The 20,164-nt window shown below is 64.1% G+C and carries 21 protein-coding genes and 1 tRNA gene; 7 read left to right on the top strand and 15 right to left on the bottom strand.

Translation table 11 applies throughout. The features are described 5' to 3' along the window. Positions 1-131: 131 nt before the first annotated feature. The 3 genes from infC to ACMDW7_RS07155 all read right to left on the bottom strand — a co-directional run bounded on the left by infC (position 132) and on the right by ACMDW7_RS07155 (position 2,836). Positions 132-653 carry a translation initiation factor IF-3 gene (infC, locus tag ACMDW7_RS07165; RefSeq protein ID WP_082374491.1) on the bottom strand — a complete coding sequence of 174 codons (522 nt, stop codon included), beginning with the start codon at positions 651-653 and terminating at the stop codon, positions 132-134. 24 nt (positions 654-677) lie between these two features. Then, positions 678-2,603, bottom strand: coding sequence for a threonine--tRNA ligase (thrS, locus tag ACMDW7_RS07160; RefSeq protein WP_377301989.1), 1,926 nt, complete (start codon positions 2,601-2,603; stop codon positions 678-680). A 156-nt stretch (positions 2,604-2,759) separates the two neighbouring features. After that, positions 2,760-2,836: transfer RNA gene (locus ACMDW7_RS07155), tRNA-Val, on the bottom strand. 85 nt (positions 2,837-2,921) lie between these two features. Between ACMDW7_RS07155 and ACMDW7_RS07150 the strand changes: the two genes are divergently transcribed. From ACMDW7_RS07150 to ACMDW7_RS07135, 4 genes are all read left to right on the top strand, one after another. Next, entirely contained in the window at positions 2,922-3,476 is a 555-nt protein-coding gene (locus ACMDW7_RS07150) for an NUDIX hydrolase (protein ID WP_377301991.1), read from the top strand. Positions 3,477-3,489: 13 nt separating this feature from the next. Next, positions 3,490-4,212 carry a leucyl/phenylalanyl-tRNA--protein transferase gene (gene aat / locus ACMDW7_RS07145; protein WP_377301993.1) on the top strand — a complete coding sequence of 241 codons (723 nt, stop codon included), beginning with the start codon at positions 3,490-3,492 and terminating at the stop codon, positions 4,210-4,212. A gap of 32 nt (positions 4,213-4,244) precedes the next feature. Further along, positions 4,245-4,994, top strand: a complete 750-nt coding sequence (locus ACMDW7_RS07140; protein WP_377301995.1) for an arginyltransferase — start codon at positions 4,245-4,247, stop codon at positions 4,992-4,994. Between the two features lie 108 nt (positions 4,995-5,102). After that, entirely contained in the window at positions 5,103-5,873 is a 771-nt protein-coding gene (locus ACMDW7_RS07135) for an IclR family transcriptional regulator (protein ID WP_377301997.1), read from the top strand. A 23-nt stretch (positions 5,874-5,896) separates the two neighbouring features. On the opposite strand, the gene pbpG is transcribed toward ACMDW7_RS07135, so the two are convergent. The 12 genes from pbpG to ACMDW7_RS07075 all read right to left on the bottom strand — a co-directional run bounded on the left by pbpG (position 5,897) and on the right by ACMDW7_RS07075 (position 16,890). Beyond that, on the bottom strand, positions 5,897-7,003 hold the full coding sequence (gene pbpG, locus ACMDW7_RS07130) for a D-alanyl-D-alanine endopeptidase (protein ID WP_414859632.1): 1,107 nt from the start codon (positions 7,001-7,003) through the stop codon (positions 5,897-5,899). 323 nt (positions 7,004-7,326) lie between these two features. Next, on the bottom strand, positions 7,327-8,313 hold the full coding sequence (locus ACMDW7_RS07125; protein WP_377301999.1) for a tripartite tricarboxylate transporter substrate-binding protein: 987 nt from the start codon (positions 8,311-8,313) through the stop codon (positions 7,327-7,329). A gap of 226 nt (positions 8,314-8,539) precedes the next feature. After that, positions 8,540-9,451: an alpha/beta fold hydrolase gene (locus ACMDW7_RS07120; RefSeq protein WP_377302001.1), complete on the bottom strand. Its 912-nt coding sequence runs from the start codon at positions 9,449-9,451 to the stop codon at positions 8,540-8,542. Between the two features lie 8 nt (positions 9,452-9,459). Next, positions 9,460-10,326, bottom strand: a complete 867-nt coding sequence (locus ACMDW7_RS07115; protein ID WP_377302002.1) for a tetratricopeptide repeat protein — start codon at positions 10,324-10,326, stop codon at positions 9,460-9,462. 102 nt (positions 10,327-10,428) lie between these two features. Next, the gene (locus ACMDW7_RS07110) at positions 10,429-11,127 is read right to left on the bottom strand and encodes a nitroreductase (protein WP_377302004.1); all 699 of its coding nucleotides are present in this window, start codon (positions 11,125-11,127) and stop codon (positions 10,429-10,431) included. Then, a complete protein-coding gene (locus tag ACMDW7_RS07105; RefSeq protein ID WP_377302576.1) occupies positions 11,124-11,492 on the bottom strand; it encodes an acyl-CoA thioesterase in 369 nt (122 codons plus the stop codon). Before ACMDW7_RS07105 ends, ACMDW7_RS07110 begins: the two co-directional genes overlap by 4 nt. 89 nt (positions 11,493-11,581) lie before the next feature. Beyond that, positions 11,582-12,466: a DMT family transporter gene (locus ACMDW7_RS07100; protein ID WP_377302006.1), complete on the bottom strand. Its 885-nt coding sequence runs from the start codon at positions 12,464-12,466 to the stop codon at positions 11,582-11,584. A gap of 79 nt (positions 12,467-12,545) precedes the next feature. Beyond that, positions 12,546-13,478 carry a histone deacetylase gene (locus ACMDW7_RS07095; RefSeq protein WP_377302008.1) on the bottom strand — a complete coding sequence of 311 codons (933 nt, stop codon included), beginning with the start codon at positions 13,476-13,478 and terminating at the stop codon, positions 12,546-12,548. A gap of 9 nt (positions 13,479-13,487) precedes the next feature. Then, positions 13,488-14,102, bottom strand: coding sequence for a hypothetical protein (locus ACMDW7_RS07090; RefSeq protein WP_377302010.1), 615 nt, complete (start codon positions 14,100-14,102; stop codon positions 13,488-13,490). A gap of 22 nt (positions 14,103-14,124) precedes the next feature. Then, positions 14,125-14,496, bottom strand: a complete 372-nt coding sequence (locus tag ACMDW7_RS07085) for a polyhydroxyalkanoic acid system family protein (protein WP_377302012.1) — start codon at positions 14,494-14,496, stop codon at positions 14,125-14,127. A 70-nt stretch (positions 14,497-14,566) separates the two neighbouring features. Further along, positions 14,567-15,544 (bottom strand): 2-hydroxyacid dehydrogenase, encoded by a 978-nt coding sequence (locus ACMDW7_RS07080; RefSeq protein WP_377302013.1) that lies wholly within the window; start codon positions 15,542-15,544, stop codon positions 14,567-14,569. Then, positions 15,541-16,890, bottom strand: coding sequence for a citrate transporter (locus ACMDW7_RS07075; RefSeq protein ID WP_377302015.1), 1,350 nt, complete (start codon positions 16,888-16,890; stop codon positions 15,541-15,543). Before ACMDW7_RS07075 ends, ACMDW7_RS07080 begins: the two co-directional genes overlap by 4 nt. A gap of 329 nt (positions 16,891-17,219) precedes the next feature. On the opposite strand from ACMDW7_RS07075, the gene fdxA reads away from it, so the two are divergent. The 3 genes from fdxA (at position 17,220) to ACMDW7_RS07060 (ending at position 19,925) form a co-directional block, all read left to right on the top strand. After that, positions 17,220-17,543: a ferredoxin FdxA gene (gene fdxA, locus ACMDW7_RS07070; RefSeq protein WP_377302017.1), complete on the top strand. Its 324-nt coding sequence runs from the start codon at positions 17,220-17,222 to the stop codon at positions 17,541-17,543. A gap of 34 nt (positions 17,544-17,577) precedes the next feature. Next, positions 17,578-18,354 carry a ferredoxin--NADP reductase gene (locus tag ACMDW7_RS07065; RefSeq protein ID WP_377302019.1) on the top strand — a complete coding sequence of 259 codons (777 nt, stop codon included), beginning with the start codon at positions 17,578-17,580 and terminating at the stop codon, positions 18,352-18,354. 302 nt (positions 18,355-18,656) lie between these two features. Then, the gene (locus tag ACMDW7_RS07060; RefSeq protein WP_377302021.1) at positions 18,657-19,925 is read left to right on the top strand and encodes a polyhydroxyalkanoate depolymerase; all 1,269 of its coding nucleotides are present in this window, start codon (positions 18,657-18,659) and stop codon (positions 19,923-19,925) included. Positions 19,926-20,164: the final 239 nt, after the last annotated feature.

The following is a 20,164-nucleotide window of genomic DNA, read 5'->3' as shown; positions in this document are numbered from 1 at the left end:
TGCGCCGCGAGGTGGTCGGTCCGACCGACACTTCAACAACCTCCGGACGCTTCTTGTGTGCCTGCAGATCGCGCTGCTCAGAGCCCGGCGCGGGGCTCAAAGATCAGACAGACACCTGCGGTTCTGCCTGACTACTTTTTCTTCTTGGGCGCCAACACCATGATCATCTGGCGACCTTCCAACTTGGGCATCGCTTCAACTTGGCCGAGTTCCAGCGCACCATCCCGTACTCTTTCAAGCAACCGCATACCGAATTCTTGGTGAGCCATCTCGCGGCCGCGGAAGCGCAATGTGATCTTGCACTTGTCGCCGTCTTCCAGAAAGCGCAGAACGCTTCGCATTTTCACGTCGAAATCGTGATCGTCCGTCTGCGGACGAAACTTGATTTCCTTGACTTCGATGACCTTCTGCTTGAGCTTCGCCTCGTGAGCGCGCTTCTGTTCCTGATACTTGAACTTCCCGTAGTCCATCAGCTTGGCCACGGGAGGCACAGCAGTTGGAGAGATTTCCACGAGATCGACGTCCGCTTCTTCCGCCATGCGCATCGCGTCCGCAAATCGCACAATGCCAAGCTGCTGGTTGTCGACGCCGATGAGGCGCAGTTCTGGGGCCGTTATCTCACCGTTTATGCGGTGGCTGCGATCTGTAGCGATGCGGGTGCTCCGATGGTCAAAAAATCAAGCCGCGCTCGACTCGTGGCTCTTGGACTCGACTTCTGATCGCAGGAGATCGACAAATGCCGACACTGCCATCACGCCCAAGTCTCGATTGCCACGGCCTCGCACGGCCACGGTCTCGGCCTGCGCCTCCTTGTCCCCAACGACGAGGATGTAGGGGTGCTTCTGCAAGCTGTGTTCTCGAATTTTATAGGTGATTTTCTCACCTCGCAAATCGGCAACTGCTCTAAATCCTTGTTTCTTAAGCGTTTCTGCCACCTGCGCAGCGTATTGCGATGAAGATTCAGCAATCGAGCACACCACTACCTGTGTGGGCGACAGCCACGCAGGCATCGCACCCGCAAAGTTTTCAACCAGCATGCCGATGAACCGCTCAAGCGAACCGACGATCGCCCGATGCAGCATTACAGGCACATGACGACTGTTGTCCTCGCCGACGTACTCGGCCCCGAGCCGCTCGGGCATGAAGAAGTCCACCTGCATGGTTCCGCACTGCCATTGGCGGCCAATCGCATCCTTGAGCGTGTATTCGATCTTTGGGCCGTAAAAGGCCCCGTCACCAGGCGACACCTCGAATTCGCAACCCGACGAACGCAGGCTCTCCATTAATGCATGCTCGGCCTTGTCCCAGAGAGCATCATCTCCGATCCGCTTCTCTGGACGTGTCGCAACCTTGTACAGAATGTCCTTGAAGCCGAAGTCTGCATACACTTTCTGTAACAGAGCCGTGTACTTCAGGCACTCATCCAGAATCTGGTCTTCCGTGCAGAAGATGTGGCCGTCGTCCTGAGTGAAGCCGCGCACCCGCATGATTCCATGCAAAGACCCCGAGGGCTCGTTTCGATGGCATTGCCCGAATTCGCCGAAACGCAAAGGCAGTTCCCGGTAGGAGTGCAAGCCGCTCTTGAAGATCAGGATGTGCCCTGGACAATTCATCGGCTTGACGGCGTACTCGCGGCTCTCCGACTCAGTCGTAAACATGTTCTCGCGGTACTTGTCCCAGTGCCCAGTTTTTTCCCACAGGGACTTGTCCAAAATCTGTGGCCCCTTGACTTCGAGGTAGCCGTTGTCCTGATAAACACGGCGCATGTACTGCTCAACCTGCTGCCAGATCGTCCAGCCCTTGGGATGCCAGAAAACCAGTCCCGGCGCCTCCTCCTGCACATGAAACAGGTCTAGCTCGCGCCCCAGCCGCCGATGGTCGCGCTTTTCGGCTTCCTCAAGCATCGTGAGGTAAGCGTCCTGATCTTCCTTCTTTGCCCAAGCCGTGCCGTAAATGCGCTGAAGCATCTCGTTCTTGCTGTCGCCGCGCCAGTAGGCGCCGGCCACCTTCATGAGCTTGAAGACCTTGAGTTTTCCGGTCGAAGGGACGTGCGGCCCGCGGCACAAGTCGGTGAAGGCGCCTTCCGAGTACAGCGACACGTCTTCACCCGCTGGAATGCTGGAAATGATTTCGGCCTTGTAGTGCTCCCCCAGATCCTTGAAGAAGGCAACAGCCTCATCCCGGGGCACGACCTTGCGCTCCACGCGCTCATCCTTCTTGGCAAGCTCGCCCATTTTCTTTTCGATCGCAGAAAGATCGTCAGGCGTGAAGGGGCGTGTGTAGGAGAAGTCGTAGTAGAAACCGTTGTCGATCACCGGCCCGATCGTGACCTGCGCCTCCGGAAACAGCTCCTTGACGGCGTACGCCAGCAGGTGCGCCGTACTGTGGCGGATGACTTCCAGGCCATCGGGATCCTTGTCCGTGACGATCGCGAGGCTCGCATCGCGGTCAAGAAGATGACTGGTGTCCACCAGCTTGCCATCGACCTTGCCAGCAAGCGCGGCCTTGGCGAGGCCAGTACCGATGGACGCGGCAACTTGAGCCACGGATACAGGCGCGTCGAAGCTGCGGACCGAGCCGTCTGGGAGCGTAATGTTGGGCATGTTCTGGATCCGGAAAAGAAAAACGGGATGAGGCCAAGCCGCATCCCGTTCATCTCGTATACACGTGGAAACGCACTCGCCTCGCGGGCTTCAGTTCAGACCTTCCGTAGTTCGCGGTGTCATAACCGAGGTGCCTTTCCCGATCTTGCAATTCGTTGGTAGGCGCGATTGGACTCGAACCAACGACCCCCACCATGTCAAGGTGGTGCTCTAACCAGCTGAGCTACGCGCCTAACGAGAAACCGAGAGTATAGCGCATCGGCGCCACCTAGAATTTCCTGCACACAACCACATTCGCCCATCTCCTGCGAGATCGCCTTGAAGTTCTGCTCGAACTGCGCCCACCCCCTCACGCTTCGCGTGCCTGAGGGCGACAACCGACCGCGCGCCATCTGCGATGCGTGCGGCACGATCCACTACGTGAATCCGCGCATCGTCGTGGGCACGCTGCCGGTCCAGGATGGCCGGATCCTGCTGTGCAGACGCGCCATCGAGCCGCGGTCTGGCCTCTGGACCCTGCCCGCCGGCTTTCTCGAGTGCGGTGAGTCCGTGGCTCAAGGTGCGGCCCGCGAAACCGAGGAAGAAGCAGGGATCAACATTGAACTTGGACCTCTGTTCAGCGTGATCGACGTGCCTTTCGTGAGCCAGGTGCACATCTTCTATCTGGCGACCATGAAAGGCAGTCGCATGCAGCCCGGAGAAGAGACGCTAGAGGCTGCGCTATTCGCTCCTGAGAACATCCCCTGGGACCAGATTGCCTTCCGCACCGTGGCGCTGAGCCTGCGCCGCTACTTGGACGATCCCGCCGGTGTGATGCAACAAGCTGGCCCGTACACTGCCGTAGTGGATCGCCCCACCGGTCAGCACCGCTAGCCACCCGGCGCAAATGATCCCCCTGATTGGCCCGGATGATCCGCTGCCTGACGCCTCGCGCGCTCTGCAGCGACCGAACGGCCTGCTGGCGGCGGGCGGGGACTTGCGAACCGATCGCCTTATTGCCGCGTACCGCAACGGCATCTTCCCCTGGTACAGCGCAGGCGAGCCCATTCTGTGGTGGAGCCCCAACCCACGGATGGTGCTTGCGGTTGCGGATTTCAAGTTGCGGGCGAGCCTGCGCAAGCGAATCCGGCAATTTCAGGAGGACTCTTCCGTCAGTCTGCTGCTGGACACCGACTTTGAAGCGGTGATTCGCGCATGCGCAGCGCCTCGTGATGGTGCAAGCGGCACCTGGATCCTGCCTGAAATGCAGGCGGCCTACATCGCGCTGCACCGAGCCGGCCACGCCCACAGTCTGGAACTGCGCCGCGGCAGTGAACTGATCGGCGGGCTGTATGGCGTGGCGATCGGCCGCATGTTTTATGGAGAATCCATGTTCACACGTGAGTCTGACGCATCCAAGACTGCGTTGGCAGGCCTGATCCAGCTGTGCCGCGATGCTGACATGCCGTGGATAGACTGTCAGCAACAAACCGGCCATCTCGCGAGCCTAGGCGCATCGGCCATCCCTCGCGCGCAGTTTTTGAGCGGTATCCGTACACTGACACGGGCGCCTGGGCCGGACTGGCGGGCGTTGCGATCGACTGATCTGCTGCGACGCATCGAACGCTAACATTGGCGCATGCAATTGCAGGGTGCCCACAGATGAGCCACCTCAAGGAGCTGCCGTTTTCCACGCTGCAGTTCTATGCGACTGCGCCATATCAATGCAGCTATCTGCCCGGCAAGCTCGCGCGTTCGCAGGTCGTCACCCCTAGCCATCTAATCAACGCGGAGGTCTACAGCGAACTCGTGCGTCTGGGTTTTCGGCGCAGTGGCTTGTTCACTTACCGGCCACACTGCGATGGCTGTGCCGGCTGCATCCCTATCCGGCTGCTGGCCAAGGAGTTCGTCGCCAATCGGAGCCAGCGGCGAGCGTGGAAGCGCCATGGCAACCTGACTGCGCTGGTCGCAGCGCTGAGCTACTCCGCCGAGCACTTTGCCCTCTATCAGCGCTACCAATCTGCGCGCCACGCCGGCGGCGGCATGGATCACGACAGCAACGAGCAATACGCGCAGTTCCTGCTGGCGAGCCGAGTCAACAGCCGCCTCGTGGAATTCCGGGATGAGGCGGGCGTTCTCAAGATGGTCTCGATCATCGACGTGCTGAACGACGGCTTGTCTTCGGTCTATACCTTCTTTGACCCGGACGAGCGAAACGCCAGCTACGGCACCTACAACATCCTCTGGCAAATCGAGCAGTGCAGGCAGCTTGGCCTGTCGCATCTGTACCTGGGCTACTGGATCGAACACAGCGACAAGATGAGCTACAAGGCGGCTTTTCGCCCATCTGAGCTGCTGCTCGACGGTATTTGGACACGCCAAGGCGTTGGGAACGAGGAAGCCGACGCCTGATTGAGCGAACACTCGAACCTCACCTGACTGCTTGGCATTAGGTGAACTGGCCTTTCATAATCCGACATACTATTGCAATGCAGCAAAAGTACACGGAGCACAGCCAGCATGAGTGAGGACGAATCGCGCTACAGCATTCAGGTCATCGAGCGCATGGCCAAGCTGCTGGACGCACTCGCAGACCAGAACGGCGCAGTTGCGCTCAAGGAACTTGCTCGTACGACGGACTTGCACCCGTCCACCGCGCACCGGATCCTGAATGACCTGGCGGAGTATCGGCTTGTAGAGCGCTCCCAGCCGGGTGCCTACAAGCTCGGGATGCGCATGCTCGAACTCGGCAACCTGGTCAAGAGCCGACTGGATGTGCGCGAAGTGGCGCTCGAGCCGATGCAGTCCCTGCACCGCCACACGGGTCAGACCATCAACTTGTCGGTACGCCAGGGCGACGAGATCATCTACGTCGAACGTGCGTTCTCGGAGCGCTCCGGCATGCAGGTCGTCCGCGCCATTGGCGGGCGGGCGCCGCTGCATCTCACCTCGACCGGCAAGCTCTTCCTTGCAGCGGACGACGGCCGCGCCGTACGCAACTACGCTCTGCGAACCGGCCTGGCAGGCCACACGCGCAACTCGATCACAGACGTGGACAAGCTCGAACGGGAGCTTGCCAGCGTGCGCGCGCGCGGCTTCGCACGTGACAACGAGGAGCTGGAGTTGGGGGTTCGCTGCATTGCGGCGGGCATCCGGGACGACACCGGAAAGCTGGTGGCCGGCCTGTCGATCTCCGCGCCGGGCGATCGCCTTCAGGATGACTGGATCGAGGATCTCACGCGAACAGCAGCCCAGATCAGCCGCTCACTGGGCTTCCGTATCGGCGTCTGAGCACCGATTCGGCAGAGCCCATATCAGGACGTGGTGCCGCCAGCGGCAGTATTGCGCGATTCCAGCCAGGTGCGCACGCGCTGTGCATCACCCAGGCGAGAGTACTTGCCGGTTGAATCCAGGAACACCATCAGCACCTGACGGCCCTGCACCAGCGCCTGCATAACGAGGCACTTGCCGGCCTCCGAGATATACCCGGTCTTCTGCAGGCCGATCTGCCACTCCGGGTTGTGAACCAGCCGGTTGGTGTTGCCGAACTGGGTATTGCGGCCGAGCACTGCCACCGCGTAAGAGGGGCTGGTCGAGTACTCGCGCAGCTCAGGATGCTGATACGCCGCCTTCATCAGGAGCGTCAGGTCGCGCGCCGAAGACACGTTCTTCGGCGACAGGCCCGTAGGGTCCACAAAGCGCGTCTGCGTCATGCCTAGCAGAGCAGCCTTGGCATTCATCGCCTCGATAAAGGCCGGCAGTCCGCCCGGATAGCTGCGGCCCAGCACGTGTGCAGCACGATTTTCGGAGTTCATCAGCGCCAGGTGCATGGCATCTGCGCGCGACAACTGGGCGCCAATGCGCAGACGTGAGGACGTACCCTTCTCGGTGTCGATTTCCTGATCGCTGATGGTCAGAATTTCGTCCATCGGCTGGCGCGCTTCCACGACCAGCAGCGAGGTCATCAGCTTGGTGATCGAAGCGATCGGCAGCACGGCGCGATCATTCTTGGCGAACAGGACCTCGCCGGTGGCCTGATCAGTGATGAGCGCAACGCTGGAGTGCAGATCCAGCGGATCGTCAGTGCGAAGACCCTGCAACTGGCCAATGCTAGGCCGGGGGGGAGCATACGCGACACGCTGCGCACGGGCGCCGCGGCGATTCTTGCCGGCAACCACACGCTGCGTGCGGATACTTCTGGATGCCTGCTGCGTCTTGCGGGGTGCAGTGGCGCTCTGCTTGCGGGCTGCAGGCTTGGCGGCCGGCTTCGATGACTTGGCGGACTTGCTCGAAGTACTTGCGGATTGGGCAACAGCCGGTGCGGGGACGATCAACGCTGCGGAAATTGCACAGCCGGCAATACCGAGCGCAATTCCTGTCATCCATTGACGCATCGTGCGTTGGCGCTTGAGCAAGAACATGCGTGAGACTCCGGGCGGTTGCAGCAAGACGTGGGCCGAATTCTAGATGCAACTCGCGCAGTGGCGAAGAAAATCTTCAGTAAAAACCGATACTTATCGCGGCTTGTTCATGTGGCTTCTGCAAATCTGCCACACAGGCCCGTCCAAAGATAGCAACAGGCGTTCCAAGTACCGTCTAACGCGCAGTATCCGCATCTCGCCGACGGCGCAGACGTCGATAAACGCGAAGGTAACCGCCCAGACCGGGTGCTCGGATTGCAAAAAAGAAAGAGGCCGCGTTCGCGGCCTCCTTCACATGGCTCAGGCGCAGGACAGCGCACCCATCAGTCGGCGTACACGCCTGCGGCCTTGATGATCGGGCCCCAGCGTGCGATTTCCTTCTTCACGTGATCGCCCAATGCAGCGGGCGTGGCGCGGCTGGCTGGGTACACGGTGGCACCCAACTTCGCCATGCGATCGCGGAAGGCAGGATCCTTCATGCCGTCGTTGACTGCTGCAACCAGCTTGTCGATGACCGGCTTCGGCGTGCCCTTCGGGACCCAAACGCCATGCCACACACCGACCTGCACGTTCGGGAAGCCCGATTCAGCGGTGGTCGGGATGCTCGGCAGGGTCTCCACACGCGCACCGCTGGTCACGGCATAGGCCTTGATGCGGTTCGCGCGGATCTGTTCCGTGGTGTTGGTGGTCTGGTCGCACATCAGATCGACCTGCTTGCCGATCAGCGCAGTCATCGCATCAGACGTGCCCTTGAACGGCACCGTCTGGATGTCGGTCTGGATCGAGCTCATGAACATCAGGCCGCACAGGTGCGAGGCCGAGCCGATGCCCGCGTTGGCGAAGTTCAGCTTGTCCTTGTTGGCCTTGAGGTGGGCAACGAAGTCCTTGAAGTTGGCAGGCGCGAAGTCAGAGCGCGCGACGATGGTCATCGGCACTTCGACCACCAGCCCGATTGGCTCGAAGTCGGTTTCCGGGTTGTAGGCCAGCTTGCGATACAGCGAAGGCGCCGTCGAGAACCCGATGTGCATCAGCAGCACCGTGTAGCCGTCCGGCTGGGCCTTGGCCACGCGGTTTGTGCCCACGGTGCCGCCGGCGCCGCCGACGTTCTCGACGACGATCTGCTGACCCAGCGACTTGCGCATGGACTCGGCCAGGGCGCGCGCGACGTTGTCGGTCGGGCCGCCTGCAGAGAACGGCACCACCATGGTTACCGGCTTGTTGGGATAGGGGTCAGCAGCGTGAGCGGCCAGACTGGCGGTGCCCAGGGCTGCGGCGCAGGCCACCATGAGCGCGCGACGGACAAAGTTCATGTACGAGGTCTCCAAAAGATGTTGTGCTGATCGCGATGGATCGGCGCCCTGCCAGCCTTGCGCAAAGCGGTCGCCCACGACCTGAGGCGGGATTGTGCCGTGCAGCGCTGTGCCCACCTTGCACGGAGTTTCCCTGATGCTGGACGCTGCAGCGCAGCGCGAATCGGCAAAGACCGAACCGGACGCCGCACCGTTCTTTTGACGCAGTCTTGAGAAGCGGTGGCCTTCAGATTGCCGAGAGGAACGGCAGCGCGCGCTCCAGCAGGAACGCCGGCGCCTCCTCCGGCACGTAATGCCCGCCGGGCGAGACTGCAAACTCGACGCCGCGCGCCTGCCGCGCCCACAGCGCCTGCGCATCGAACAGGCGCGACACCACGCCATTGGCGCCGACAATGACGGACAAAGGGCACTCGATCTTCCTGCCGGCCGCGCGATCGGCCTCGTCATGCGCCAGGTCGATCGTCGCGGCGGCGCGATAGTCCTCGCACACCGCATGGGCCCAGCCCGGCGTGCGTGAAGCACGCTCGTACTCGGCCATCGCACACGGATCGAAGGGGCCGAAGCCCGTGTCTCCGGTGGCGCCGAAGCGCCCGGCCATGGTCTTGCGCACGTAGTACGCCGGGTCTTGGCCGATCAGGGTCTCCGGGTACGGCGCCGGCTGGATCAGGAAGAACCAGTGGTAGTACAGGCGAGCAAAGGTCTCGGTTGCGCCGCGGTACATGTCCAGCGTGGGCGCAATGTCCAGCAGCATCAGGCGTTGCACAGCCAGGGGATGATCGAGTGCGAGCCGATGCGCCACCCGCGCACCGCGGTCATGCGCCAGAACCGCAAAGCACTCGTGGCCGAGTGCGCGCATCACGGTCAGCGCATCAGCGGCCATGGTGCGCTTGCTGTAGGCCGTGTGCGGCGGGGCGCCCTCAGGTTTGTCGCTGTCGCCATAACCGCGCAGATCGATCGCCACGCAGGTAAAGCGCGCGGTGAGTTCGGCCCAGACCTTGTGCCAGAGCACATGGGTCTGCGGGTGCCCGTGCATGAGCAGCAACGGCCTGCCCTGCCCAGCGGTGCGGTAGGCTATGCGCACACCGCCTTCACCGGCTGCGTGCTGCAGCGGGAGATCGAAGAGTTCCGTGGTGCTCATACCGACACTCACGGCTTGGGCGCCTGCGCGCTGCGCTGCAGGCGGGCGTAGTGCTCGGCGCGCTCGGTCTGCCCGAGCGCCGTGTACAGCGCGACCAGCTCCTCGAAGACGTAGGGGTCCGGCTCGCCAGCCGCAGCGCCCTCCTGCTCAAGCCGCAGCTGTATGGCAAGAGCTTCTTCATGCTGGTCCAGCAGGCGCAGGGTGTGCGCGACCTGCCAGCGGGCAAAGCGCACGTCGGCCGGCACCTGGCGCAGCTCGTAGCCCGCCACGGCACGGCGGAAGGCATCCAGCGCCTCGGCCAGCTGCCCCGCCTGGCGGTAGGACACGCCGATGTTGTTCCACAGCGGGCCGATCCATCGACGTGCCGTCGGGTCCTTCGCCTGCTCGGCCCACTGCAGCGCTTGTCGGTTCAGGCTCAGCTGCTCGGTGGCGTATGGGGCGACCAGTGCGACCATGTGCTGCGCATCCACCGCCAGAAACTCCAGCCCGGCCTCGCGGGCGCGTGCCACCGCTTCCTCGAACAGCGGGCGTGCCCGGCCCGGCTCCTTGGCCGAACGAAAGGTGCGGCCGCGCTCCAGCAGGTAGCGCACGTTCACCTCGGCACTGGCGGTGGGCAGTGCCGGCTTGAGGGTGTCGAGCAGCGCATGCGCCTCGGTAAACATGCCGCGCAGGCTGTAGGTGCGCGCGATCTGCGTCTGCAGCTCCAGCGCGTCGTTGCCCGTGCTCGCGCGCAGCTGCTCGCGAAAGCGCTGCTCGCTCGCTGCAGGGTCGGCGAAGTTCCAGAGACGGATGATCTGTGCGTTGTCCATGGCATACGCCTGTGTCGTCATCACGAGCATGATGCCCGCGAAAAGCCTCAAGAAAGTCCGTTTCATGCTCCTCTCCAGACCAAAGTGCCTGAAGACCCTTGCCAGACAAGCGACATGGGCATGCCAATCCGCTTGTCCCATGCGCTTCTCCAGGGCATGGCGCACGGCTTACGCGTCGATGAAGCGCGCAAAGCCAGCCACAGGCTCACGCTCGGTCACCAGGGTGTTCTCGACCTTGCTTGGGTCTGCATAACCCAGCGCCATGCCGCACACCACCATCTGTGTGTCGGCCAAGTTCAGCTCCCGGGCGATCACGCGGTGGAACTGCATCCAGGCAGCCTGCGGACACGTATCCAGACCGCGGCCGCGCGCGGCCACCATGATGTTCTGCAGGAACATGCCGTAGTCCAGCCAGCTGCCCTGGGCCATGATGCGGTCGATCGTGAAGATCAGGCCCACCGGCGCGTCGAAGAAGCAGAAGTTGCGGCCGTGCTGGGCGTGCATGCGCGCCTTGTCCTGCTTGCCGATCTCAAGCAGGCCGTAGAGATCCCAACCGACCTTGCGGCGCCGGTCGATGTAGGGCGAGGTCCATTGCGTGGGGTAGTAGGCGTACTCCTCGCTGTGCTGCTTGAGCTGCTCGGGGTCGTTCCATACCGCCAGCACCGCGTCCACCAGGCGCTGGCGCGCTGCACCAGTCAGCACATGCACCTGCCAGGGCTGCGTGTTGGTGCCCGAGGGCGCACGCGCGGCGGCGCCGAGGATGGCTTCAATGTCCTCGCGGGCCACAGGGTTGGGCAGGAAGGCGCGGATCGAGCGACGGCTGATGATGGCGGCGTCCACAAGGCGGCTGGCTTCGGTGTCGATCATGGCAAGAGTCGGGTCAGTGTTGTTCTGAGCAGCTCGGGCAGCGGCACCGGGCGGCGGTGTGCACGGTCCACATACACGTGCACGAAGTGGCCATGGGCGGCGGTCAGCGGCTCGCCCGCCGCAAAGATACCGACTTCATAGCGCACGCTCGAGCCCCCGAGGTGAGCCACGCGCAAGCCAGCTTCGATGGCCTGCGGAAACGCCAGGGGCGCGAAGTAGTCGCACTGGGTCTGCACCACCATCCCGATGACCGGGCTCGTGTCGATGTCGAGTGCGCCCTGCCCCACCAGCCAGCCGTTCACCGCGGTGTCGAAGAAGCTGTAGTAGGTGACGTTGTTGATGTGCCCGTAGACGTCGTTGTCCATCCAGCGGGTGCTGATGGGCACGAAGACGCGGAAGTCGCTGCGTGGGCGCGGCACGGGCCGCGCAGGTTTGCGTTCTGTCGTGGATTCAGTCACTTGCGCACCACCAGATACACCCCCACCAGGGTCACCACCATGCCGAGCACGGCAATGGCGTTCAGGGTTTCGCCAAACATCAGCCAGGCCATCAGTGCGGTGACGGACGGCACGATGTACATGGTGCTGGTCACGGCAGTGGCCTGGCCGTGGCGCAGCATGTAGAACATGAGGCTGATGCCCCCGGCCGTGAGCACCACGATGCTCCAGGCCATGGCTGCAAAGACCTGCGCATTCCACTCGATGCGCATGGGCTCAAAGGCCCAGGCAAAGGGCAGCGTGACGAGCAGCGAGGCCGTGAACTGCACCACCTGCCCGGTGCGCAGGTCGAAGTTCGGCACACGGCGCTTCTGATAGAGCGTGCCGACCGTGATGCCCGCCAGCGCCATCACGCACAGCAGCACCGGCCCTGCGCTGAGCGCAGCGCCCGCGAGCTTGTGCCAGACCACCAGCACCACCCCGCCAAAGCCCAGGGCCACGCCCAGCCACTGGCGGCGATTCACGCTTTCGTGCACCAGCGGCGCAAGCGCAGCCACCAAGACGGGCTGCAGATTCACGATGAGCGCGGCCACGCCGGCAGCCATGCCGAGCCGGATGGCGACCCACACCCCGCCCAGATAGATGGCCTGGATGCCGATACCGGCCACAGCAATGTGCAGCGCGTCGCGGCGCGAGGGCCAGGGCGCCCTGAAGGCAAACGCCAGCGCGAGCATGAGCAGCACCACGCCGGCGTAGCGCACCGAGAGAAAGGTCAAGGGATCGGCATGGGGCGCTGCGGCCTTGGCCACGACATAGCCCGAGGACCAAATGAAGATGAACGCGGCTGGCGCGAGCCAGCCCAGCCCGCGGGCCGTGTCGGCTGAAAGGGGTTGGATGGACATTGACCCGATTTAAGCAGCCGCCGCAACCCGCTCAGCCCAGCCGCACGGCCGGTGCAGCCTGCCGCACGTCGCAGGCTGCTCAGGCGGCTGCACGCGCCCGCCAGCGTGTGCTCCATGACGCCGCAGCAGCCACCGTGTTGAAGTGGATCTGCACTGTAGTCTCGATGTGCTGGTTGTAGCCCCCGGCCATGGCCACCGCCGCCGGGATGCGCCGCTCGTGCAGCCAACGGAACACACGCTCGTCGCGCGCGGCCAGCCCGTCCACCGTGAGCTTCAGGCGCCCGAGCCGATCGCCTTCGTGCGGGTCGGCTCCGGCCAGGTAGATGGCAAAGCCCGGCTGGCAGCGCGCGTCCAGTTCAGCCAGCGCCGCATCCAGCGCGTGCAGGTAGGCGGCATCGTCCGTGCCGTCGGGCAGCGGCACGTCCAGATCGCTGAGCTGCTTGTGCGCCGGGTAGTTCTTTTCGCCGTGCAGGGACAGCGTGAAGATCGACTCATCACCGGCCAGGATGCTGGCCGTGCCATCCCCCTGGTGCACGTCCAGGTCGATGATCGCCACCTGCAGATGCCTGCGGCCGCTTCGGTGCGCCTCGGCCTGCATCAGGCGTGCAGCCACGGCCGCATCATTGAAGACGCAGAAGCCGCCGCCCTTCTCGGCAAAGGCATGGTGCGTGCCGCCGGCCAGGTTGCAGGCCAGCCCGTCGGTGAACGCAGCCCGGGCCGCATCGATCGTCGCACCCACCGAGCGGCGTGAGCGCTCCACCATCTGTTCGCTCCACGGAAAGCCGATCGCGCGCTGCACCAGGGGCGGCAGGGTGTTGGTGGCGACCTGCTGCACATACTGCGGGCTATGGGCGAGTGCGAGCACGCCATCGCTGGCCGCCTGCGGCTCGCTCAGCGTCACCTGCGGCAGTTCGGCCGCAATCCGCTCGCGCAGCATGCGGTACTTGGCCATCGGGAAGCGATGCCCCTCGGGCAGCGGCAGGACGAAACGGTCGCTGTAGTAGGCGTGCATGGCAGGGACTTAGCTGCTGCGTGAGGCCCGCTTGCGCCATTCGGCCTTCGCCCCCTCGTAGGCCGCGACCATGCCGGTGAGACTCGAGACCATGATCAGCATTGCGTACTCAACAATAGCCAAAACCACGCGATGCGCCCATGGACCCGCTTCCGGTCGATGGGTTTCGAACGAGGGAGACCATGCAGGGAATACCCAATTGAAAACGAACACGAGGAGAAACATGACGCCCACAACGACTGCGCTAACCCAGCGCCTTGACGCCGCCCGCTGTTCGGACAAATCGACTTGCCCGTCGCTTGCCAAAAGAAGAAGGACGGGGATCTGCTTCATCCAAATAGGGATCGCTGCGGCAAGAACTACCGGTAGCGCTGCGAAAGACACACACTTCACCAGCGTGACAACCTGGGGCACGTAGCTCTGCTCCGCGTGCACGGCCAAGAATGGAGCCAACCACACCACCCAGCTGCAGAACTCTCGCGCAAGCGCGCTTCGGTCCAGCGCGTCAGCCGGTGCAAAGAGCGCGAGTATCACCACAAGCGCAGGCGCAGCGTGAAGCTTCAGCGACCAGAACGCACGGCTTGCTTGGCGTCGAGCCTGCACCAGCTCGGGATCCAGGATCATTAGCAGGTTGCTGGCAAGAGGGCTACTTCTTTGCGGCGGCCTTCTTGGCAGGCGCTTTTTTGGCGGGTGCAGCGTCTGCCGGCTTGGCACTCTTGGCGGCCTTGCCACCCTTGGCCGCCTCGGCCAGAAGTTTGTCGAAATTGGCGCTCATGTGTTCGCGGATCTTGCCGGCGAAGGGGCGCAGCAGAAAGCCGAGGCTCACCTCCACGCTCATGACGCCGGGCTCGAGAGACAGGCGGCCGTTCACGCCGGCGCGGGAGAAATGCAGCTCGTCGCCATCCCACTCGCTCTCCAGACCGTACTCCTCGGCCATGTCGTCGGCCACGCCCTGGGCGACCTTGCGGGCCTGGGCGTCGGTGAGCTGGTGTTCGCGTGAGAGTTCGATGTCGGCCATGGGCGAGCGGTGTCCTTGTTGTCGTGATCGGCTGCGAGGTGCTGCCTCAGCAGGGCGCGGTGCGCGCGTTTTACTTCAGCACGTCCGGGTTCACCATATTGGGCGCCCGCTCGCCCCGCAACGCTGCGGTGCAGTTATCGATGGCCAGCTGCGCCATGGCGCGCCGCGTCGCCAGACTGGCCGAGCCGATGTGCGGCGTGAGCACGACATTGGGCAGGTCGAGAAAGCGCCGGTCGAACTTCGGCTCGTTCTCGAACACATCCAGGGCCGCGCCGCCGATGCGCTGCGCCGCCAGGGCCTCGACCAGCGCCGCATCGTCCACCACACCGCCACGCGCGATGTTGATCAGCACGGCGTCGCGCTTCATCTTCGCCAACTGCGCCGCGCCGATCAGGTGGTGCGTGGCGGGCGAGTACGGCACCACGAGCACGATGAAGTCACTGGCGGCCAGCAGCTCATCCAGGGGCATGAAGCTGGCGCCGATCTCGGCCTCGTTCGCCGCGCGGCTGCGGTTGGTGTAGACGATCTTCATGCCGAAGCCGCGCGCCCGGCGCGCTACGGCGCTGCCGATCGTGCCCATGCCGACGATGCCGAGCGTGGCGCCGTGCACGTCCTTGCCGAGCCACTGCTGCAGGGCCCAGCGGTCCCAGGCGCCTTCACGCAGCCAGCGTTCGCTTTGCGGCACATGGCGCGCGGCGGCCATGAGCAGCGCCCAGGCCATGTCGGCCGTGGTTTCGGTGAGCACACCCGGGGTGTTGGTCACCACGATGCCGCGCGCCGTGCAGGCAGCAATGTCGATGTTGTTGGTGCCCACGCCGACGTTGCTGACCACCTTCAGACCCGGGGCCGCGTCGAGCACCGCGGCATCGATGCGGTCTGCCACGGTGGGGATCAGCGCCGTGGCGCCCGCCACCTGCGCGTGGAGCGCGGCAGGCGCGAGCGGCTCGTCGCCCTGGTTGCTGCGCAGTGGGTACTGCCGCGAAAGCGTGGTGATCTGGTCGTCGAAGACGGCGCGGGTCAGTGCGATGAGCGGGGTGTTCTGGGTCACTGGGCGGGGGTGTGCGGTGGGGTCGAGGTCGATGCGGGCAGCGTGGCGGGCGCGGCAGCGCCAGGTACCTGCGCTGCCGTCTTGGGCGTGCTGCCCGGGTGGAAGCCCACCACGGCCAGCATGACCAGAAAGCCCGCCACATACGCCAGCGCCACGTGCCAGCCGCCCTTGAGCCATGCACCCACGCTCCTGGCCTGCGGATACATGTTGGACAGCGCCACGCCTGCGCTGGAACCGAACCAGATCATGGAGCCGCCAAAGCCCACCGCAAAGGCGAGGAATCCCCAGTCATAGCCGCCTTGCTTGAGCGCCAGTTCCGTGAGCGGGATGTTGTCGAACACCGCCGACACGAAGCCCAGACCGAAGGCTGTCTGCCAGGAGGCCGCCGGCAGCTTTTCCACCGGCATCATCGATGCACACAGCACCAGGCTCAGCAGGAACACCGAGCCCTTGAATGCCGCCGGGAGATCGGCCCAGGAGGGCATCCGTACCGGTGCGGCGAGCAGGATGGCCACCCACACGGCCACGCCCAGCCACGGGAAGCTGTCCGAGTGCGCCGCAAAGCGCGTGTTGATCAGCACGTTCACGATGATCGCCGTCACCAGGATGAAGACCACAATGCCAACGCGCGCCCAGTCAATCGGTGCGTGTGCCACCTCGTCCTTGGCAATCGGCTGGAACGCGTGCTGCTGCCGCGCAGCGATGACGCCGAAGATCGACAGCGCGACCGCAGAGCCCACGAAGCCCTCCACCACCTCCAGCGGCGACACGCCGGCAATCCACATCATGGTGGTGGTGGTATCACCCACCACGCTGCCCGCACCACCGGCATTCGATGCCGCGACGATGGCGGCCAGGTAGCCCACATGCAGACGTCGCTTGAACACCACACCCGCCATGGTGCCGCCGATCAAAGCCGCGGCGATGTTGTCCAGAAAGGCTGACAGCACGAACACCATGATCAGCAGCACGAAGCCGCCCTTCCAGTCGTCGGGCAGAAAGCGCGGCAGCACCGCCGGGATCTCGGTCTTCTCGAAGTGCACGGACAACATCGCGAAACCCAGCAGCAGACCCAGCAGGTTGGCCAGCATCACCCATTCGTGCGTGAGGTGCCCTGCAAAGCCCGCGAGCCCGGCACCGGCATGGAAGGGCGAGAACGCAATCTTGTAGACCGCGATCACCACGGCGCCCGTCACGGCCACCTTCAGGGTGTGGTCATGGAACAGGGCCACGCACAGCAGCACGGCGGCAAACAGGAAGAACTCGACCGGTACCGGGCCGACGCTGGGGCCGGCAAAACTGCCTGCCCAGGCGGCCGGCACCAGCAGCGCCATCACCACGGCCACCAGAGCCTTCAGCTCCGTGGCTCGCGTCCCGGGTCGGCGAGCCCCCCAAGAGCGCAAGGCTCCGAACGATGCGGATGAATCGGCCGCGGGCCGTGCGCTGCAATGCATGAAGTGTCTCCCTGGGTGCTGCCTGCGGTCTGCGCTGCCGCGTGTTCTTGTGTATTTGCACGTCGTGCGACGGCGGCCGGCCTTGAACCGAGCCACGGGCAAAGCCCCGGATTCCGAGACGGGCGTCGGGGTTTTCGCCTAGGTCGCTTCGATACAATAGCGGCCGATACCTGACAACACCCCTACACCGCCCGCCCGCGGCCCATCTTCAAGAGCGCCCCATGACGCATGTAGTGACCGAAGCCTGCATCAAGTGCAAATACACCGACTGCGTGGATGTCTGCCCGGTGGACTGCTTTCGCGAGGGCCCGAATTTCCTGGTGATCGACCCGGACGAGTGCATCGACTGCGCCGTGTGCATTCCTGAATGCCCGGTCAACGCGATCTACGCCGAGGAAGATGTGCCGGCCGACCAGCACCACTTCATCAAGCTCAATGTCGAGCTCACGGCCCAGTGGCCCTCCATCACTCGCATGAAGCCCGGTCTGCCCGATGCGGATCAGTGGAAGGACGTGAAGGACAAGCTGCAGTACCTCGAGAAGTGATGCAGCACGCACCGGGTCGCGGTGCGTTCCTCCCATGAGCAGTCCCGAGAAGCACACCACAGAGCGGATCACCTGGATCAAGCCCTGGACTCCGCATCTGTTCTCCTTCAGGTGCACGCGCTCGCCGGGCTATCGGTTCACCGCCGGCCAGTGGGCACGGCTTGGTGTGCTCAAGGACGGTGCCGACAAGCCCGTTTGGCGCGCCTACAGCATGGTGTCCGCCCCGCATGACGAGTTTCTGGAGTTCTATTCCATCGTCGTACCCGGCGGCGAATTCACCAGTGAACTGGCGCGCCTGCAGGTCGGCGACAGTCTGCTGGTGGACAAGACCAACTTCGGCTTCCTGACCACGGACCGTTTCGAGGGCGGCAGCGATCTCTGGTTGCTGTCCACAGGCACTGGGATCGCGCCCTTCATCAGCATCCTGCATGACCCGGCCGTCTGGGAGCGCTTTGCGCGCATCGTGCTCGTGCACAGCGTGCGCGAGGCCGCAGAGCTGGCCTACCAGGACACGATCGAGGCCCTCAAGACGCACGAGTTCTTCGGCGAATTTGCCCAAAAGCTCACGTACGTGCGCACCGTGACGCGTGAAGCCGTGCCCGGCTGCCTGGCGGGCCGCATCACCAGTCTGATCCCATCGGGCGAGCTGGAAGCTGCCGCGGGCCTGAAGTTCAGCACCGAAGCCAGCCGCGTGATGATCTGCGGCAACCCGCAGATGGTTGAGGACACGCGCGAAGTGCTTGGGCAGCTCGGTCTGAAGACCAGCCGCCGCGGCGCGCCGGGCCAGCTCGCGCTAGAGAACTACTGGTAGCCGCCGGGTATCCCGTGCGCACCTGGCAGACCGCGCGCTGCGCCGCAGCAAGCATGGCGTCAGGCTCGTGCTGGAAGCTTCGGCAAAGTGCTCGCAGTGCAGCCTGCGTCCGAAAGTGCAACGCAAAGACTGCGCAACCGCGCGGCTTCAGGTGCAAATCCGTCATAACCGGCCACCCGCTCAGGGAGGGCTTGTGCGTCAAGGCCGAAGTGGCGGTGCCGGCGTCGGTTCATTGATTTGTCGCCTGCATTGCTGCACCGCATAATCGGCCCAAACCGATACCGATTTCAGGGGATCCGACCATGCTCTACCAGGTCTACGAGTTCCAGCGAAGCATTCTCAATCCGCTCACAGCCTACGCCCAGGCGCAGGCGCACTGGCTCAACCACCCCATGAACCCTTTCCTGATCCACCCGCTGAACCGGCGTGTGGCGGCGGGCTATGAGCTGCTCTACCGCCTGGGCAAGGAGTACGAAAAGCCGCAGTTCGGGCTGGAGTACACCCGCGTGGACGGCGTCGAATACGCCGTGGCCGAGGAAGTGGTGGCGCGCAAGCCCTTCTGCCGCGTGCTGCGCTTCAAGAAGCTGGACGCCGAGCACCTGAGCCAGCCCAAGGTGCTGATCTTCGCGCCGCTTTCCGGCCACTTTGCCACCCTGCTGCGCGACACCGTGCGCGCCATGCTGCCGGATTTCGACGTCTACATCACCGACTGGGCGGACGCCAAGATGGTGCCGCTGTCGGCCGGGCGCTTCCACCTGAACGACTACGTGACCTACTGCATCGAGTTCATGCAGCGCCTGGCGCCCAACCTGCATGTGATGAGCGTGTGCCAGCCCACCGTGCCCGTGATGGCGGCCGTGTCCATCATGTCCACCCTCAAGGACCCCAAGCGCCCGGTGAGCATGACGATGATGGGCGGGCCGATCGATCCGCGTTGCAGCCCCACGCAGGTCAACAACCTGGCTACCACCAAGTCCTTCGACTGGTTCGAACTCAACGTGATTGCCACCGTACCCGAGAAGTACCCCGGCGCCGGCCGCCGCGTGTACCCCGGCTTCATGCAGCACGCCGGCTTCGTGGCCATGAACCCGGACCGCCACTTCAACAGCCACTGGGACTACTACCAGGACCTCATCAAGGGCGACCTCGACGACGTCGAGGCCCACCGCAAGTTCTACGACGAATACAACGCCGTGCTCGATCTGGACGCGGACTACTACCTCGCCACCATCAAGACCGTATTCCAGGACCACGCCCTGCCCAAGGGCACCTGGGACGTGATGATCCAGGGCAAGCCGCAGCGCGTGCGCCCGCAGGACATCACCGACATCGCCCTGCTCACCGTGGAAGGCGAACTGGACGACATCTCCGGCCCCGGCCAGACCCAGGCCGCCCACACCCTGTGCACCGGCATTCCCGAGAGCATGCAGAAGGACTTCGTCGCCGAAGGCGCTGGCCACTACGGCATCTTCAGCGGCCGCCGCTGGCGCGAGATCATCTACCCCGTGGTCCGCGAATTCATGCACAAGCATGAGGCCAAGGCCCGCAGCAGGAAGCGCCAGCCGGCTTGATTGCGCTGGCTGCGGCGCCGGCTGCAACGATTCGCCGAGCCCCGTGCTCGGCGAATTTCTTTCGCGCATCCTCCAAGTGAGGCTGCGGGCCACGCGCCTGGGCCGCAGGCCATGCGCTTTGCGCACGCAGCCGGCTTGCCCTCCGCGCCGAGTCAGCCGTGAGCGCTGTCGCGCGCTGCCAAAGGATGCAATTGCACAATTGACCATTGAAGCGGCCTGCGCTTAGCCTCTCGCCACCC

This window comes from Piscinibacterium candidicorallinum, from assembly GCF_047549485.1.
Classification (GTDB): domain Bacteria; phylum Pseudomonadota; class Gammaproteobacteria; order Burkholderiales; family Burkholderiaceae_C; genus Piscinibacterium; species Piscinibacterium candidicorallinum.
The sequence above is the reverse complement of the archived record's forward strand: the minus strand, read 5'-3'. Positions and strand labels throughout refer to the sequence as shown.